Genomic DNA, 17,751 nt, shown 5'->3' on the forward strand with positions numbered 1-17,751 from the left:
GTGTGCCTAGGTATCCACCATTAGCCCTTATTAGCTTGACCACTTTTTCATTGGCTTATCCTGCATTCACAGTTTGTCTGTGTCTGCCTGCTAATCTAATCGCGTTTTTATGCAGTTTTCAAGGTTCTGGCTAGGTTTTACCCAGCAGTCTAACTTCCGTTAGTTGCTGAATTCTTCCTTTCTGGCTTTTCGCTTTTTCATGTGGAGGTTAGCGGACTCGAACCGCTGACATCCTGCTTGCAAAGCAGGCGCTCTACCAACTGAGCTAAACCCCCCCAACACAATTCAAAATTCAAAATTCAAAATTAATTAGTTTATTGCTTTTGACTTTTGACTTTTGACTTGCTTCAGGTGGGCCATCCTGGACTCGAACCAGGGACCTCACCCTTATCAGGGGTGCGCTCTAACCACCTGAGCTAATAGCCCATTATCGAACCAAATCATAGTTTGAAAGCTTCGACACTATCTGCGACCGACCTAGAGTAGACCATCTGTTCATCTATTTGCTCTGTGCTTTCGATTCTCAGTTGGGTAGGTCTCCCTAAAAGGAGGTGATCCAGCCACACCTTCCGGTACGGCTACCTTGTTACGACTTCACCCCAGTCACCAGCACTGCCTTAGGCATCCTCCCCCACGAATGGTTGGAGTAATGACTTCGGGCGTTGCCAGCTTCCATGGTGTGACGGGCGGTGTGTACAAGGCCCGGGAACGAATTCACTGCAGTATGCTGACCTGCAATTACTAGCGATTCCTCCTTCACGCAGGCGAGTTGCAGCCTGCGATCTGAACTGAGCTACGGTTTACGGGATTTGCTTGCTATCGCTAGCTTGCTGCCCTCTGTCCGTAGCATTGTAGTACGTGTGTAGCCCAAGACGTAAGGGGCATGCTGACTTGACGTCATCCCCACCTTCCTCCGGTTTGTCACCGGCAGTCTCTCTAGAGTGCCCAACTTAATGCTGGCAACTAAAAACGAGGGTTGCGCTCGTTGCGGGACTTAACCCAACATCTCACGACACGAGCTGACGACAGCCATGCACCACCTGTGTTCGCGCTCCCTAAGGCACTCTTCCCTTTCAAGAAGATTCGCGACATGTCAAGTCTTGGTAAGGTTCTTCGCGTTGCATCGAATTAAACCACATACTCCACCGCTTGTGCGGGCCCCCGTCAATTCCTTTGAGTTTCACACTTGCGTGCGTACTCCCCAGGCGGGATACTTAACGCGTTGGCTCCGGCACGGCTCGGGTCGATACAAGCCACGCCTAGTATCCATCGTTTACGGCTAGGACTACTGGGGTATCTAATCCCATTCGCTCCCCTAGCTTTCGTCCCTCAGTGTCAGTTACGGCCTAGCAGAGCGCTTTCGCCACCGGTGTTCTTCCTGATCTCTACGCATTTCACCGCTACACCAGGAATTCCCTCTGCCCCGAACGTACTCTAGCTCTGTAGTTTCCACTGCCTTTACAAGGTTGAGCCTTGCTCTTTAACAGCAGACTTACAGTGCCACCTGCGGACGCTTTACGCCCAATCATTCCGGATAACGCTTGCATCCTCCGTATTACCGCGGCTGCTGGCACGGAGTTAGCCGATGCTTATTCCTCAGGTACCTTCACTTTCTTATTCCCTGAGAAAAGAGGTTTACAACCCAAGAGCCTTCCTCCCTCACGCGGTATTGCTCCGTCAGGCTTTCGCCCATTGCGGAAAATTCCCCACTGCTGCCTCCCGTAGGAGTCTGGGCCGTGTCTCAGTCCCAGTGTGGCTGATCATCCTCTCAGACCAGCTACTGATCGTCGCCTTGGTGCGCTCTTACCACACCAACTAGCTAATCAGACGCGAGCTCATCTCTAGGCAATAAATCTTTCACCTTTCGGCACATCCGGTATTAGCCACCGTTTCCAGTGGTTGTCCCCGACCTAGAGCTAGATTCTCACGCGTTACTCACCCGTCCGCCACTAAATCCGAAGATTCCGTTCGACTTGCATGTGTTAAGCATACCGCCAGCGTTCATCCTGAGCCAGGATCAAACTCTCCGTTTTGAATCGTTTGTTTTTAGCTCATTTTGACTGCTCTTTATCCACCTCAGCCTGGTGTTTTTTATTTTCTTGACGCAGGCTATTGTCGTATACTAGCTTTCAAACTATAATATTTTCAAGGTTCGGACACCCTCCGAGCGGCGCTTCGTCGCGCCCCTCTCTCAGGCACTTATCCAATATATCTAACCCACTCTTCCTTGTCAACTACTTTTTCCATTTTTTTGCATTTTATTTTTTCTTCACCCTCAAACTCTCCACATACAAGCTTTTCAGGCAACAATGGTGTAGGAATTTTGCTGACGAAGGGAGGGTAGAAAATGAATTTTCAATCGGTAATAGCTACGTTGCATCAGTTTTGGGCTGAACGCGGTTGTTTGATTGCCCAGCCTTACGATATTGAGAAGGGTGCAGGGACAAAAAATCCGCATACATTTTTAAGGGCTTTGGGACCGGAACCTTGGGCAGTGGCTTATGTTGAACCGTGTCGTCGTCCTACTGACGGGCGTTATGGTGAAAACCCAAATCGTGTCCAGCATTATTATCAGTACCAAGTTTTGATTAAGCCATCGCCAGATAATATTCAGGATATTTATCTGGATTCGTTGCGGGCTTTGGGTATTCGTCCTGAGGATCACGATATTCGCTTTGTCGAGGATAATTGGGAGGATGCTACGGTTGGTGCTTGGGGTACTGGTTGGGAAGTTTGGTTGGATGGGATGGAAATTACTCAGTTTACTTACTTTCAACAGTGTGGAGGTATTGATTGCCGTCCGGTGTCAATTGAGATTACCTATGGTTTAGAGCGATTGGCGATGTACCTGCAAGAAGTGGAGGCGATTACGAAGATTCATTGGACAGATGATATTACCTATGGTGATGTTTTTCTGCAAAACGAGATTGAGCAGAGTACATATAATTTTGAAGCGTCTAATCCTGAGTTGTTGCTGACACTGTTTAGTTTGTATGAGCAGGAAGCTACCCAGTTAACGGAGAAGGGTTTGGTTTTACCCAGTTTAGATTATGTGATGAAGTGTTCGCACACGTTCAATTTGCTGGATGCTAGAGGCGTGATTTCTGTAACAGAACGCACTCGTTACATTGCTAGGATTCGTCATTTGGCGCGGAAGGTGGCTAATTTATATGTTGAACAAAGGGAAAAGTTGGGTTTCCCGTTGCTAAAAAATGTCCCTGTTGCACAGTAGAAACTGGTGCTTAATCTTTGTTAAAACTTAGTAAGATTTCTTAACCCTCCACAAACCAAGGAGGGTTATGGGTTTGTTTACAAAATATTCATGGTGCGAAAGAGATGGTGAATTGGAGTGAAGTTTTAGAACCGATTGCGGCTTGGTTTCGTTCTTTGGGGGTTCCTGAACCGATTGTGCATTGGGGACATCCATTGATGATGGCAATTGTAATTTTTATTTTGGGTAGTTACGTTGGCTGGGCTGGTTGGCGAGGTAAGCTGCTGGAGGAGAAAGATAATGATGGGGCGATAAAGAATCGAATTGCTCATCGACAATTAGCACCGTTGCTGTTTTTATTTTTAGCGGGTGGTTATACAGGTGGAGTGTTGTCTTTGGTGATGCAGCATAAACCACTGTTTGAAAGTCCTCATTTCTGGACTGGTTCGTTGGTGTTGTTTGTGTTGCTTATCAACGGCGGAATTTCTTTGAGTGGGTTTGGTGGAGATAAAAAAATTTTACGGGCGGTTCACGCTTATTTAGGGAGTGTGGCGATCGCTATCTTATTTGTCCATGCTGTTCTAGGCTTTAATTTGGGTATTTCTTTGTAAAGTGGTGATACAACATTTATAATTCAAAGCCTGCACACGCGGGCTTTGTTTGTATAAACCTGATGAACTATACTTCACGAGAAGTATCAAGAATATTGCCATCAGATGCTTTTGCAAGAAGTCTTATGATTCAAACTAGTGGTGTAATTATCTGCCTTGGCTACATTTTAGGATTGTTATTTACAGCAGTTCCTGGGAGTGGAGTTTGGATTTTAGTCTTAGGAATCGTGTGTGCAGTCTTTTTGAGAAGAGGGGCAAAACCACAACGACTTCTACAAAAATCAGCAAATGATGTAGCGTCTAACAGTTTACTCCTGACTCCGCTTCCACGAGTGTGGTTAATTGCTGGGTTGGTGGGGTTGTTAGCAAGTTTCTATTTTCAATGGCGTGTACCTCAACCAACAGCAACAGATATTAGTCAATTTGTCTCATCAGATAGCAATAATCAAGAACAATTGGTGATTGTGCGTGGGGAAATCGCAAGTAATCCGCGCTTGACTCGCAGCCAAAGGGGACAATTTTGGTTGCAAGTATCTCAGTTAGATGAAGTGAGAAATCAGAAAGATACGAAAGAAACTCAAAAAGGGGCAAGTGGTAAGTTATATGTAACTGTGCCTATACTCAAGGCTACTGGTTTACATCCTGGGCAAGAAATTGCGGTGACGGGGGTGTTGTATAAACCAAAGGCTGCATCAAACCCTGGGGCTTTTGATTTTAAAAATTATCTGGAACGGGAGGGGACATTTGCTGGTTTGATGGGACGGCAGATTAATATTTTGGATGAAGAACGACAATGGGGATGGTGGCAAATTCGGGAACGGATTGTGCGATCGCAAGTTATGGGGTTAGATATACCAGAAGGGCCTCTTGTGAGTGCAATGGTTTTGGGTAGCAAGGCTGTTGATTTACCTTACGATGTCCGCGATTTATTTGTACAAGCAGGATTAGCCCATGCTTTGGCGGCTTCAGGATTTCAAACTTCGCTGATTTTAAGTGTCATTTTACAGCTAACTAAGCGGGCAAAAAAGGTGACTCAGGTTAGCCTGGGTGGGTTGGCTTTGATTATTTTCCTGAGTTTAACGGGATTTCAGCCTGCTGTACTTAGGGCTGTGATTATGGGTTTTGCCGCTTTAGTGGGTTTGGCATTAGATAGGAAAGTGAAACAGTTGGGTTCGCTGTTATTAGCCGCAACTATATTATTAGTATTTAATCCTTTGTGGATTTGGGATTTAGGTTTTCAGTTGAGTTTTTTAGCGACACTGGGATTAGTGGTGAGTGTCCCAGCGATAACTAGTTTTTTAGATTGGGTTCCCCCAGCGATCGCCTCTTTGATTTCCGTTCCTCTGGCTGCTACAATTTGGACTCTACCCTTACAACTGTTTGTGTTTGGGGTTGTGCCTGCTTATAGTTTGCTGCTGAATATTATTACCACACCGTTAATCTCGATTATTAGCATTGGTGGAATTATCAGCGCGATGTTTGCATTAATTTTGCCTGGCGCTGGTAGTTTTGTGGCAGGGTTTCTCCACTATCCCACTGATTGGTTAATTAGATTAGTCGAAATTTTCAGCCAGTTACCAGGGAATTCCTTGGTTTTGGGTAGCATCTCAACTTGGCAGCTATTGGCAATTTATGGGCTAGTGTTTCTGGTTTGGTTGGTAACCTGGTGGCAGAAACGCTGGTGGTTTGCAGGTTTGATAGCTATTGGTTTGGTTTTATTTCCCGCTTGGCATTCGGCAAGTACGTTATCGCGGGTTACGGTATTAGAAGCTGGGGCGGAACCTGTTGTGGTTGTACAAGATAGAGGTACAGTTACTTTAATTAATAGTGGCGATGAAGGTACAGGGCGCTTCACGATTTTACCCTTTTTACAGCAGCAAGGTGTGAATCAAGTTGATTGGGCGATCGCTACGGATTTTCAACGGAATAATAATGATGCTTGGTTAGAAGTTCTGCAACGTCTAGGGATTAAAAACTTTTATGCTTATGCAACTAATAAGGAAAATTCTCTAGCAGATCAGGCAATCCCGCAAATATTACAAAAGCAAAAGGGAATTTATCAACTTTTACCTGTTGGGCAAACTATTAATCTTGGTTCTACGGTAGCCCAATTAATCAACGAACAACCAATGATGCAGTTGCAGGTTTTAGGACAGAGTTGGTTACTAGTGGGAGATGTGGAAGCGAAAGAAGTAGAAAGAATTATGAAAGCTGGAGGTTGGCCTAGTCCTCAAGTGTTGTGGTGTAATGCTGAGTCCTTGAAAGATTTGGTAATGATGCTTAAACCACAGGTGGCGATCGCTTCTTCTGGTAGTCTGGAGACTACGGTCTTGTCTGAACTTAGTAAAACATCAACTAAAGTTTTCGTGACAGCCCAAGATGGGGCTATTCAATGGATGCCGAATGGTGAGTTTGAATCATTTACTCAGGTGTCTGAGAGTAAGTCTTCCGTTTTGTAATCATTGGTTTTGTTTCACGCCCAGACAAGACAAGTTGATTAAAGATTTTGGGCTAAAGCTACAGCACCCCATAATGGTGCATCATCGGCTAATACTGCTGGCACGATTTCCAATGGTACTTCTGGTAATGCTGTGAACCTGGCTGTTTCTTGTAATACAGTCCACCAAATTTCCCCTGCTTTGGTGACGCTACCACCTAAAATAAAACGTTGGGGGTTAATGAGATTGGCTACATTACCGATACCTACACCTAAGGCCCAAGCGGATTTTTGCAAAACAGCTTGAGCTAGATTATCTCCTTTTGTAGCCGCTTCGCTGATTAGTTGACCTGTAAGTAAATTTAAGTTATTCCCTACCAAATTTCTGAGTATTTGTCCGTCTTCCCGTTCTGGTTGATTTTCTAAAATATCTTTAGCATTTTGCGCCATGTAGGGCCCTGATGCTAAACGTTCTACGCATCCACGCTTACCACATAAACATATAGGCCCAGCAGGTTCTACAACTATATGGCCAATTTCACCAGCCATGCCAACTGCACCCCGCCAAGGTTTACCGTTGAGTATCCACCCGCCACCCACACCGGTGCTGATGGTAATGTAAAACAGGCTATCGTATCCTTGACCTGCACCAAAGTGCTGTTCACCCAAAGCCGCAACGTTGGCATCATTGTCTACACTAGTAGGGACACCAAACTCTTTCTCTAGCAAGCTTTTTAGGGGAATATTTTCCCAACCAGGGACGTGATGAGATAGTCTGACAGTCCCGGTGGTTGCGTCTACGGGGCCGCCGAAGCTGACACCAATGGCGGTGGGAGTTTCACCTTGGAGTAAGGAATGAATGAGCGATCGCATAATTTCCAAGTCTGTGTTAGCATCTCCATTGATTGGGGAAAAGCGACGTTCATAACGCAACCATTTTCTAGAATCAGCATTTACTAACCCTGCTGCTAGCTTCGTTCCCCCAAAATCCAGCGCTAAAGTTAATTTCATCGTTTTTTCGTTAAAAACCAATATCAGGTTAAGTCTAGGACATCACAGCAAAAAGTTTACCTGTGCATTGGTTTAATCTATATGTCATCTAATTTTATCTATTGAGAATATTTATTATTTGTATTGAGCTATCCAATAGCTACAAATATAGATTTTTCTATAATTAAATGCTCGTAAACCTTATCCGGAGAGAGATTTGTGAAATTACCTGAGTTAAAAATCATCATAAATATTAATAAATACTTGCATTTGTAATTTCTTTAGGTTAAATTTGAGAGTAGCTGTCTAAAGAATTATTTCTCACTGTGTACAGTTGAGAAAAATAAACACAGAATTAATATCCAACTTATCAGTCCAGGCTGCATAAAAACTAAGATTTTTGGATATTTCACCTGTATTTAGACGATTGAAATATAAATACACGAAATTCAAAACATCTTCTCTTGACAAAACTTTAATGTGCCGGATGTGAGGTGGTTAAGAACACAACTTCTCTTAAGCTTTCTACCTTTTTTTCTAAAATTATTGATAAATATTCTCAATAACTTGTATTATCTGATACCACCAACTTCTTCTTTCTAAAAAATAAGGTTGTTGCCAAGACATGATATTTAGACTGTAAAAATCTCAATCAAGACTAATTACAGAAAAAACATAATTCAACTATCTTTAGGATTAATTTGTGATCAGTATATTAATTTTTTATTCAGTAAATTCCCTCAAATATATTTTCCAATGAGAAGTTATAACCTCAATAAATTAGTTATAAATACTGCTATTCTTGCTCTATTTGCTAACAGATTAAGTAAATACGTAGCTCTCAATTGTCACTTTGCAGCTTATGACAAGTTAAATATTCGGAGTTGTTAACCGGATGTGGCCAAGAAGTTGTTGATATTTTATATAGAATTATTCTTAATAGGGAGGACGATGATTAAAAATAATGTTATAAAGTGCCTACCTGGGACTATCTCCTAAATAGAAAGGATTATTTGGCACTTTTTGAGAAAGAAATTCTGTAGCGTGGAAAACAATCGTGTTTTTCATCACTTCGTCAAATATAAAAATCAATTAGTATAGAAAAATGAGTAATATTTTTTGTTCAGACTACACAAGGAAAGTAGAAGAAGACATTATTGGTAGTGCTACTGATTACCAAACATATGTTCTTGTTGAGTGTCCTCAACCCTGGCTAAAAGATGCGTTCAGTTCGAGATGGGTTCCGAATAATTTACAGATGTTGGTAGAAGAAGTATACAAAGCTAAACTACCTATCAGGTTTCTTTTGATTGCCAATGATCTTACTCATAAAGCTGATCATACAACCCTTTTAATTTATCAAAAACAAGAAGGCTTAAGTCATGGATATCTCAAGCATGAATTTAAATTAACGCACATTGAACAAGTAGCTGGCGTTGTCAAACAATGGTTATGGGGTAAACGACCAGAGTCTAATATAGAAACAAATATAACGAGAGATATTTTAGTTTGTACACATGGTAGTTATGATAAATGTTGTGCTAGATATGGTAATTCTTTTTATTTCTATGCTAACGCTACTATTGCCAATTCGCAGTTAGAAAATGTCCGAATTTGGCAATCAACTCACATTGGTGGTCATAGATTTGCACCCACAGCAATAGACCTACCAGAAGGTAGATATTATGGGCTTTTAGATCAGGATTCTTTTCTATCGATCTTGACACGTACTGGTGATATTCAAAGTCTAAGAAAAGTATATCGGGGTTGGGGAATTTTGCCCCCGGTTATTCAAGTTCTAGAAAGAGATTTAATGTTGAGTCATGGATGGAGTTGGTTTAATTACAGAGTCGCAGCCAAGATTCTAGAGCAAAGTTTGGACAACAACACTATGTTGGGTGAATTAATTTTTGAGCAAGGATCTAGCTCTGTATATACATACCGAGCTAAGTTGATCAAAGATATAGATAGAACTATAAATGTGAAAAGTTCTTGTAGTACTAACCAAACTACAACGATTGTCAAATATGCTGTAGCTGATATTTGGTTAGTTACCGAGAATGTCTTGACTCTTAGTAAGTAGAAATCATAATTTATATCTTATCAGAGGATTCATCTACTGCAAGCGATCGCCTGATAATCTGATATTCTCTAACCACAATGCCAGCAGCAGTATTAAGCCAAACGTTAAATTTAATCAGAGCCACCCCAAGACCAAGCTGGATTGCCATTCTTTAAACTATTTTTTAGCACCACTAGGGGATAATTATTAGGATCAAAACCACCCGCCAAATCTAAGATAAAGTAAACTTTGCCTTTAACAAAGTGCATCCTTAAATAATTAATGCTTCCAGAGTAGTCTTGTCCATCAACCTTAGACATTCCAGCAGATGCAGAGCATTTAGCATATCTTGGTTTCAATTTTCCCACCCATGTAACACTAAAGTTATTACTAGTAAGAACTGAAATGTTACTAGCGTAGTTACTCAAGTTAACAGAGCCATCTGTTGTAAAACTACCTTCCTGATAAGGTCGGGGTTTTTCAGTAACCAAAACTTTGTCTGGACAACTTTGTTTTTGTTCGTTTTCGCTATAGACTTTTAGCTCAATATTTTGTGAGGGGTTTTGTGCAGAGGTGCTTAAGCTAGATAAGATAGGTACTAGAGCAATACCTGCACCTAAAATTAAAAGTTTAAAGGAAATCATATTCATCCTGAATGACCTTAGAAACTAATATTTTATCCTTAGCAAATAACTTTGTTTTGTAACTACATGAGATATTAGAGCTACCTTTTGTTGGAGAACTCATCAACTAGGTTCCCAGCATTTGTAGATTATGCAGAGTAGAATAAAGCCCTCCTGAATTTAACAGTTCCTCATGGCTACCTTGTTCCACTAATTCACCACGCTTCAACACAAAAATTCTATCTACGTTGCGAATTGTAGACAGGCGGTGAGCAATAATGATTGCAGTTCGTCCGATTAATAATTCGTTTAATGCTTCCTGGACTAACGCTTCTGTGCCAACATCGAGACTCGCGGTGGCTTCATCTAAAACTAAAATTTGAGGATTGCGAATTGCAGCACGAGCAAAAGCTAACAGTTGCTTTTGTCCACTGGAAAGGTTTGTACCCCGTTCTCGCAATTTAGTATCGTAACCTAAGGGTAGTTCTTCAATAAATTCAGCAATATTTGTTTGCTGTGCAGCTGCTTGAATTTCCTCAAAAGTATAGTAATCACCTAAAGTAATGTTACTTTTGACATTACCAGCAAACAAAAAACCCTCTTGTAGAATAACCGCCATATAACGGCGTAATTCTGCTTGAGGTAACTCACGGATATCAATTCCATCTACTAAGATGCGTCCTTGGGTGGGTTCGTAAAGACGACATAAAAGACGGATGATAGAACTTTTACCTGCGCCAGTAGGCCCTACTAATGCAACTTTTTCGCCAGGACGAATGATAAAGTCTAAGTCTTTAATGACGTAATCGTCGTCTTTATAGGCAAACCAAACGTGTTCAAAACGGATTTCTCCCATGTTTGGAGTGTCGCTGATATTTTGAGATTCTAAATCAGCGACAATTTCATCAATGTAACCGAATTTAGCATCAAAGACGGAAAATCGAGAGTTGGAGCGATCGCTTATTTCTATCGGTTCATCTAAAATATCGCTAACCCGTTCAATAGCCGTAAATCCAGATTGAATGACTGTGAATTTTTCCGCAAAATCTCGTAAAGGGTCGAATAAGCGCTGGGCGTATAAAATAAAGGTCGATAAAGTCCCAAAATCAAGTTGATTTTCTGAAAGCAACCAGCCACCCACCCACAATACACCAGCGATCGCAATTAAGCCAATCCATTCCAGAGTTGCGGAAACAGCCGAATCAAAAAAGATAGTTTGATCCACCTGTTTGGTATAGCGTTGGTTTGTAGTGCGAAATAACTCAGCATTAAAGCTTTCCCGCCGGAATAACTGGACTACGTTAATCCCCAGAACATTCTCTTGTAGTTGGGAATTCAGTAAAGATAGCTCTTCCCTAGCTTTGTAATTAGCTTTGCGGTACTCTTGTTGGAAGTAAATAATTAACCAAGTAACTGGTAACAACATCACCAGGAGCAAGGAAGCAAGTTGCCACTGGATAGAAAACATTAAACCAGTAATTACCACCATCAAAACTACGTCAGAGACAATGCCAATAGCGCCAGTGGAAAATACGTCTCCCAATACTTCCACATCGCTGGTGAGCCGGGTAATGAGTTTACCAACGGGTGTACGGTCGAAGAAACGTACCGCCAGAGATGTTACATGATGAAATAAGTCTTGGCGAATAGCGGCTGTGATTTTTTGTCCTAATTTCTGTAACAAATAGCCTTGGTAACCCGTCAACGCTAAACGGATAACAATTGTAAAGAGTAATATTCCTTCAATAATATGTAGCCCTTGAGACAATGGACGACTTCTCAAAAACTCGTATGCGCTAGATTCATTACGAATTAAGGATACAGCTTGTCCAATTAACAAGGGCTGTACGGCATTAGCCAAAGCAAGTGGTAATAGCAATACCATTGCCAGAATCAGTAGTTTAGTATTACGCCGGGCGTAAGGAACCAAACGTGAAAACAGCCGCCAGTCGTTGTTACGCCAACGGTTTTGTTTATAAGATTTTTGGGAAAGTTGGTAGATGCTCATAGTAGGAGCATTATATTAATTTTTACTGCACTATGTATGATAGTTGTTTTATTGTAAAAACACCTGTCTGAAGGTAATAAGCTGTCAGGCATTTAATCTGCATATTTTTTAGTGTTGGCTGTTGATAGTTAACAAACCATACAAGTGACTATGTAATTTAAAAGCGTAATAGCTTTCCAATTCAAGGTTAAGAATCAAGAGAGGGCAAGCATTTGGGGCTGTATATCTTAGGACTTACGCAACTAAGTTGTCTGTTGAGACTGGGTGTAAGGGTGTAGGGGTATAGGGGTGTAGGGGTTTTAAACATTTATACCTTTATATCCTTACCCCCTTACACCCCTATTCATGACTATTGACTAAATCATCACTTCATGCAAAGCCAATAATAACTCATTGACTGTGTAAGGCTTGGCTAAGAATGAGTTAGCACCTGTATTGACTATTTCGGTTAACTTATTTTTCGATATGAGTCCACTGGTAGCAATAATTTTGACTTGGGGATTAATTTTCCTCAAAGTGCGAATAGTGGTTAAGCCATCGAGTACTGGTAGCATGATATCCATGAGTACAGCACTAATTTTATCGGCATTTTTGGCATAGAGAGCGATCGCCTCTACTCCATCATTAGCAACTAAAGTCTCATATTGATGACTTTCTAAGGATGTTTTCGTAATATCTTGGATGGATACTTCATCATCAACAATCAAGATTAATTCTCCATGACCAGCCGGCGGTAATAGATGATCTATATGGGGTGCTTCCATACCACCCACAGATGGTAAGTAAACTTTAAAGGTAGTACCACGTCCTTCTTCACTATAGACATTGACGAAACCGCCGTGACTTTTGACAATCCCTAAAACCGTGGAAAGACCTAAACCCGTACCTTGTCCTACAGCTTTGGTAGTAAAGAATGGCTCAAATATCCTATCTAAGTTTTCTGGAGAAATACCCACTCCTGTATCCGACACCGTAACCATGATGTAGTGGCCTTGTTTGGCTTCCAAGTTCATCCGGGCGTAGTTTTCATCAATCAACAGATTCTCAGCAGAGATTGTCAACGTACCACCGTTAGGCATAGCATCACGGGCATTGACGCAAAGATTCATCAGCACTTGATGGAGTTGGGTACTATCTCCAGAAACCATCCATAAGTCATTTGGTATATCTGTGTAAACTTCGATGGATTTGGGGAATGTTTCTTTCAAAATTTTGACAACTTCCACAATTAAATGTTTGAGTTGTAAAGTGATGCGCTTCCCTTCCACACCCCTAGCGAAGGACAGAACTTGCTTAACTAAATCAGCACCGCGTTTAGCATTGATTTCTAAAATCTCTAGTAAATGCTGAGTACGTTCATCTGCGTCAGGAAATTTGAGTGGTAATAATTGCGCTCCTGCCAAAATCGGTGTCAAGATATTGTTGAGGTCGTGAGCAATGCCACTAGCTAGAGTTCCGATACTTTCTAGACGTTGAGTACGAAATAATTGGGCTTCTAAATGTTTTTTCTGGGTAATATCTGTATCTACAGAGAGAATGGATTTAGGTTTTCCTTGCTCGTCATAGACTAAACTCCAGCGACTAGCCACAACAATTTCCTTACCAGTTTTGGTAACTTTGTTTAATTCTCCTTGCCAATTACCTTGCGAGATAACATTTAATAAAGCCGTTTCCACTTCTAGAGAAGGTTCACGAAATAAAAGATCACTAGCGTTTTTGCTGATCACTTCATGGGCTTGCCAACCGTAAAGATTTTCTGCACCTTTGTTCCAAAACAAAATTTTATTTTCTAAATCACGCACACATATACCGTCTGTGGTGATGTCTAATAAGGCAGCTTGTTCACGGATTTTGGCTTCTGCTAGTTTACGTTCACTAATGTCAATACAAGCGCAAGTGATACCCACAATGTCTTGTGACTCATTCCGCAATGGCTCAACAGTTAAATCATAATATTTTGTACCTAAAAGAGTACCGATAGATACCACCTGACGAGTCCCTATACCTGTGGTGAGGACATGATATTTTATGGCGGTGAGACATTGGGCATCCTGTTCAGACATAATCTCAGAGTCTTGTTTACCCAACATTTCCTCAACTGTCCACCCAGCAATTGGGTTATAAATCCAGGTATAACGTAAGTCTCTGTCTTGATTAAAAACAAAAATGGGTGAGTTTTTCAACGCCACTCGAAACCGCTCCTCGCTGTGACGCAGAGCTTCTTCTACTCGTTGACGTTCTATGGCATAACGAATGGAACGTACTAATAAGTCTCCTGTGACTTGTCCTTTGACTAAATAATCTTGCGCTCCCTTCTGCATGGCTGTGAGTGCTAAATTCTCATCATCTATTCCTGTTAGCACGATGATGGGAAGAAGATTTGTCTCGCGGTTAGCTCTGACAAAGGTATCTATACCCTGGCTGTCGGGTAAAGACAAGTCTAATAACATGACATCAAAGGGTGGAAGCGAACCATCATAAGTATCGCTGGCGAGAATTTTTAGCGCTTCTGATAATCGCTCTACTGGATGTAACTCTAAATGGGCTGTATTTACCTCTTTGATTAACTCTTGAATTAAAAAAGCGTCACCAGGATTATCTTCTACCAATAAGACTTTTATAATTTCATCTGCCATTGCCTTTACTCCGGTGGCAGCTTGACGATCGCAAACCAAAAGTTTTCTATGGACTGTACAATTCTAACGAACTGGTCAAAGTCAACAGGCTTAGTTATGTAACAATTAGCTGCTAGGTTATAAGCTTTGAGAATATCTTCCTCGGCTTGGGAAGTCGTCAACACCACTACTGGGATGCGTTTGAGATAACTATCAGTTTTAATTTCTGCCAAGACTTCCCGCCCATCTTTTCTGGGAAGATTGAAATCTAGCAGCACTATATCTGGATGAGGTACATTGGCATATTTATCTTGTTTTCGCAAAAATGCCATTGCTTCCACCCCATCTTCAACCACACTGAGATGAACTGAGATTTTGCTATCTTCTAAAGCAATGCGGGTGAGTTCCACATCTCCTGGGTTATCTTCTACCAACAAAACCTCAATTGGCATAATCGCTGTTGTCATATTCACGATTTTTTCCCTGTTTGTTCTGGAATTGTGAAGTAGAATGTCGAGCCTTGACCCGCTTCCGACTCCACCCAGATATGACCACCGTGGCGCTCTATTATTTTCTTACAGATTGCCAAACCAATGCCTGTCCCCGGATATTTACTTCTACCATGCAGACGTTGAAAAATGATAAAAATACGGTCGGCATATTGAGGTTCTATACCGATACCATTGTCGTGGACGGAGAATAGCCAGGTTGTATGGGAATTAGGGACTGGGGATTGGGGATTGGGGACTGGGGATTGGGGACTGGGGACTGGGGATTGGGGATTGGGTCTTTCTCCCCCTGCCTCCCCTGCCCCCGAAGTTCGCCCGGAGGGAAACCCTCCTTGCGACTTCTCTTCCTGCCCCCTGCCCCCTACCTCCCCTACTCCAACATGAATCACTGGTGAGGCTTCTTGGCGAAATTTGATGGCGTTGGCGATGAGGTTTTGAAAAATCTGGGTCAGTTGGGTGGGGTCTGCCATGAGGGTAGGTAAGGGGTCATTGGTGATGACTGCACCAGATTCTTCGATCGCTATTTTGAGATTGGCGATCGCTCGTTGTAAAATAACTCCACAGTCAACGGCGACAAATGGTTGTCCACGGGTAGTAACTCGTGAATAATTCAACAAGTCGTTGATTAAAGTTTGCATCCGCCTAGCACCATCAACGGCGTAAGTGATGAACTGTTCAGCGTTGCTATCTAGTTGATTTTTATACCTCCTTTCCAATAACTGTAAATAACTAGTCACCATCCGCAAAGGTTCTTGTAAATCGTGGGAGGCTACATAGGCAAAATTTTCCAGTTCAGTATTAGAACGAGCTAGTTCCTGACTTTGCCTAGTTTGGAGTTCCAATAATTGCCCTTGGGATAAAGCAATGCCTATTTGGTTGGCTAGTTGTTGCAATAATTCCAACTCGGAGTTATTCCAATGACGGTGATTTGTACACTGATGGGCAATTAGCAAACCCCAAATGCCATCCCGATTGAGAATAGGAACTACCAGGTTAGCTTTTACGCCAAATCCTTGCAAAAATTCTCGATGACAGTCTTGAATCTCTGCTTTAGTAACATCTACTATGGCACTGACTCGCCCTTGGCGATATTTATCGACGTAATCTTGTTGAAAACAAGGGTCAAGGATATTTTGTCCTAGAACTACCGGCCAGCCAGGTAACACTGATTCTTGTACTACTGTTCCCGAACCATCAGCCCAGAGTCGAAAAATCAATACTCGGTCTGCTTGTAAAAGTTTCTGCACTTCCTGAACTGATGTGCGTAAAATCTCTTCAATATCGAGGGTTTCCCGGATTTTGACTGTGATTTCCGCGAATAATTGCGATCGCAAATTCTGTTTTTTTAATTCCTCTTCTGTTTGTTTGCGTTCTGTAATATCTGTATGGGAACCTACCATCCGTAGCGCATTACCCGCCTCATCCCAAAGCGCCTGACCTCGGTCTAAAATCCATTTATAACTACCATTTTTGCAGCGTACCCGATGTTCAGTAACATAATAGGGAGTTTTTTTCCCCAAATGGTCTTGAACTGCTTGCATTACCCAATCGAAATCATCGGGATGCACCCGTTTTGACCATTCATCAACGTGGTGAGTAATTTCGTCATCTTCATACCCCAACATTTGTTTCCAGCGTGAGGAGAAGAAAACTTCATTAGTCTTGAGGTTCCAATCCCAAATACCATCATTGTTACCAATTAAGGCCAACTGCCAACGTTCCTCACTCTCGCGCAGGGCGGCGGCTGTGTAACGACGTTCGCTAATATCTTGGAAATAAACAGATAAGCCGTCTTTACTGGGGTAAGCATGAACAGCAAACCATTTGTGTAGTGGCGGGTAAAACTCTTCAAACTTGACACTGATTTGTTTGGTGAGCGATCGCCTAGTTTCACGATAGAATGTTGAGTCTAAGGTATCTGAAAACACCTCCCAGATACTTTTACCTAATAGCTCATCTGGTGTTTTCTCTAACAACTTGGCAGCTTGACCATTGATGTAGGTAAATCGCCATTCATAATCGATGGCAAAAAACGCATCAGTGATACTTTCCAGTATATTGGCAATCTGCTTTCTAGCCGTTTCCGACTCTGCACGCGCCGCTTGCTCATGCTTAATTAACAGTTCGCTAACCTGAGCTACATGGGCTACATTACGTCTCAGTTCTAGCTGACTAATGACTAGACGACTTAAAGCAGCCAGTGCATCAATTTGTGGCTGATTGAGTTGTTTCGGTACATTATCAATCACACAGAGAGTTCCTAAAAAATGACCCTCTGGTGTTAACAGTGGTACACCTGCGTAAAATCTCACATGAGGATAAGATTTGACGACTGGGTTATCAATGAAGCGATCGTCTGCTAAAGTATCTGGTATGACAACGACACCTTGCTTTTCCTGGCAGAGATAGGATAAACCCACACTCCGAGGCATTTCTGGTACGTCTATACCCAGTTTGGCCTTAAACCATTGACGATTTTCATCAATAAAATTAACTAAAGCTATAGGTGTGCCGCAGATAAAAGCAGCCAACTGAGCCAGATTGTCATAAGCTTCCTCCGGTTCAGTATCTAAAATTTGATATTGGCGTAAAGCTGCAAGTCTCGCCTGTTCATTATGCAAAGGGGATTTCATTAAATTTTGGAGAAAAAATCCAGATATAAATTTTTGTTAAAAAATACGAAAT

At 41.9% G+C, this 17,751-nt stretch carries 10 protein-coding genes, 2 tRNA genes and 2 rRNA genes (1 of these 14 running past the window's edge); 4 read left to right on the forward strand and 10 right to left on the reverse strand.

All coding sequences use genetic code 11. From position 1 onward, the window contains the following. The 4 genes from GSQ19_RS01405 to GSQ19_RS01420 all read right to left on the reverse strand — a co-directional run. Positions 1–41 (reverse strand): 23S ribosomal RNA (locus GSQ19_RS01405); it reaches 2,789 nt to the left of the window's first position. 161 nt (positions 42–202) lie between these two features. Continuing rightward, positions 203–275: transfer RNA gene (locus tag GSQ19_RS01410), tRNA-Ala, on the reverse strand. A 77-nt stretch (positions 276–352) separates the two neighbouring features. Next, positions 353–426 (reverse strand) — tRNA-Ile (locus GSQ19_RS01415). Between the two features lie 118 nt (positions 427–544). Then, positions 545–2,033: ribosomal RNA gene (locus GSQ19_RS01420) — 16S ribosomal RNA — on the reverse strand. Together the 16S and 23S rRNA genes with 2 tRNA genes alongside form the textbook arrangement of a ribosomal RNA operon. 314 nt (positions 2,034–2,347) lie before the next feature. On the opposite strand from GSQ19_RS01420, the gene glyQ reads away from it, so the two are divergent. From glyQ to GSQ19_RS01435, 3 genes are all read left to right on the forward strand, one after another. Further along, on the forward strand, positions 2,348–3,232 hold the full coding sequence (gene glyQ / locus GSQ19_RS01425; protein WP_011321014.1) for a glycine--tRNA ligase subunit alpha: 885 nt from the start codon (positions 2,348–2,350) through the stop codon (positions 3,230–3,232). Between the two features lie 104 nt (positions 3,233–3,336). Further along, on the forward strand, positions 3,337–3,822 hold the full coding sequence (locus tag GSQ19_RS01430) for a DUF4079 domain-containing protein (RefSeq protein WP_011321015.1): 486 nt from the start codon (positions 3,337–3,339) through the stop codon (positions 3,820–3,822). 125 nt (positions 3,823–3,947) lie between these two features. Beyond that, positions 3,948–6,281 (forward strand): ComEC/Rec2 family competence protein, encoded by a 2,334-nt coding sequence (locus tag GSQ19_RS01435; RefSeq protein WP_041456398.1) that lies wholly within the window; start codon positions 3,948–3,950, stop codon positions 6,279–6,281. Positions 6,282–6,319: 38 nt separating this feature from the next. On the opposite strand, the gene GSQ19_RS01440 is transcribed toward GSQ19_RS01435, so the two are convergent. Further along, positions 6,320–7,270: an ROK family protein gene (locus tag GSQ19_RS01440; RefSeq protein WP_011321017.1), complete on the reverse strand. Its 951-nt coding sequence runs from the start codon at positions 7,268–7,270 to the stop codon at positions 6,320–6,322. A 1,084-nt stretch (positions 7,271–8,354) separates the two neighbouring features. On the opposite strand from GSQ19_RS01440, the gene GSQ19_RS01445 reads away from it, so the two are divergent. Continuing rightward, the gene (locus tag GSQ19_RS01445) at positions 8,355–9,332 is read left to right on the forward strand and encodes a ferredoxin family protein (RefSeq protein ID WP_011321018.1); all 978 of its coding nucleotides are present in this window, start codon (positions 8,355–8,357) and stop codon (positions 9,330–9,332) included. Between the two features lie 110 nt (positions 9,333–9,442). Here the strand turns inward: GSQ19_RS01445 and GSQ19_RS01450 are convergent, their stop codons facing one another. The 5 genes from GSQ19_RS01450 to GSQ19_RS01470 all read right to left on the reverse strand — a co-directional run bounded on the left by GSQ19_RS01450 (position 9,443) and on the right by GSQ19_RS01470 (position 17,699). Continuing rightward, complete coding sequence (locus GSQ19_RS01450; RefSeq protein ID WP_011321019.1) at positions 9,443–9,955, reverse strand: hypothetical protein; 513 nt, start codon at positions 9,953–9,955, stop codon at positions 9,443–9,445. A 106-nt stretch (positions 9,956–10,061) separates the two neighbouring features. Further along, on the reverse strand, positions 10,062–11,942 hold the full coding sequence (locus tag GSQ19_RS01455; protein WP_011321020.1) for an ABC transporter ATP-binding protein: 1,881 nt from the start codon (positions 11,940–11,942) through the stop codon (positions 10,062–10,064). A 356-nt stretch (positions 11,943–12,298) separates the two neighbouring features. Beyond that, a complete protein-coding gene (locus tag GSQ19_RS01460) occupies positions 12,299–14,578 on the reverse strand; it encodes a hybrid sensor histidine kinase/response regulator (RefSeq protein WP_011321021.1) in 2,280 nt (759 codons plus the stop codon). A 5-nt stretch (positions 14,579–14,583) separates the two neighbouring features. After that, entirely contained in the window at positions 14,584–15,024 is a 441-nt protein-coding gene (locus tag GSQ19_RS01465; protein ID WP_011321022.1) for a response regulator, read from the reverse strand. 2 nt (positions 15,025–15,026) lie between these two features. Continuing rightward, positions 15,027–17,699: a GAF domain-containing protein gene (locus GSQ19_RS01470; RefSeq protein ID WP_011321023.1), complete on the reverse strand. Its 2,673-nt coding sequence runs from the start codon at positions 17,697–17,699 to the stop codon at positions 15,027–15,029. Positions 17,700–17,751: the final 52 nt, after the last annotated feature.

The organism is Trichormus variabilis 0441 (genome assembly GCF_009856605.1).
GTDB classification, from domain to species: Bacteria; Cyanobacteriota; Cyanobacteriia; order Cyanobacteriales; family Nostocaceae; genus Trichormus; species Trichormus variabilis.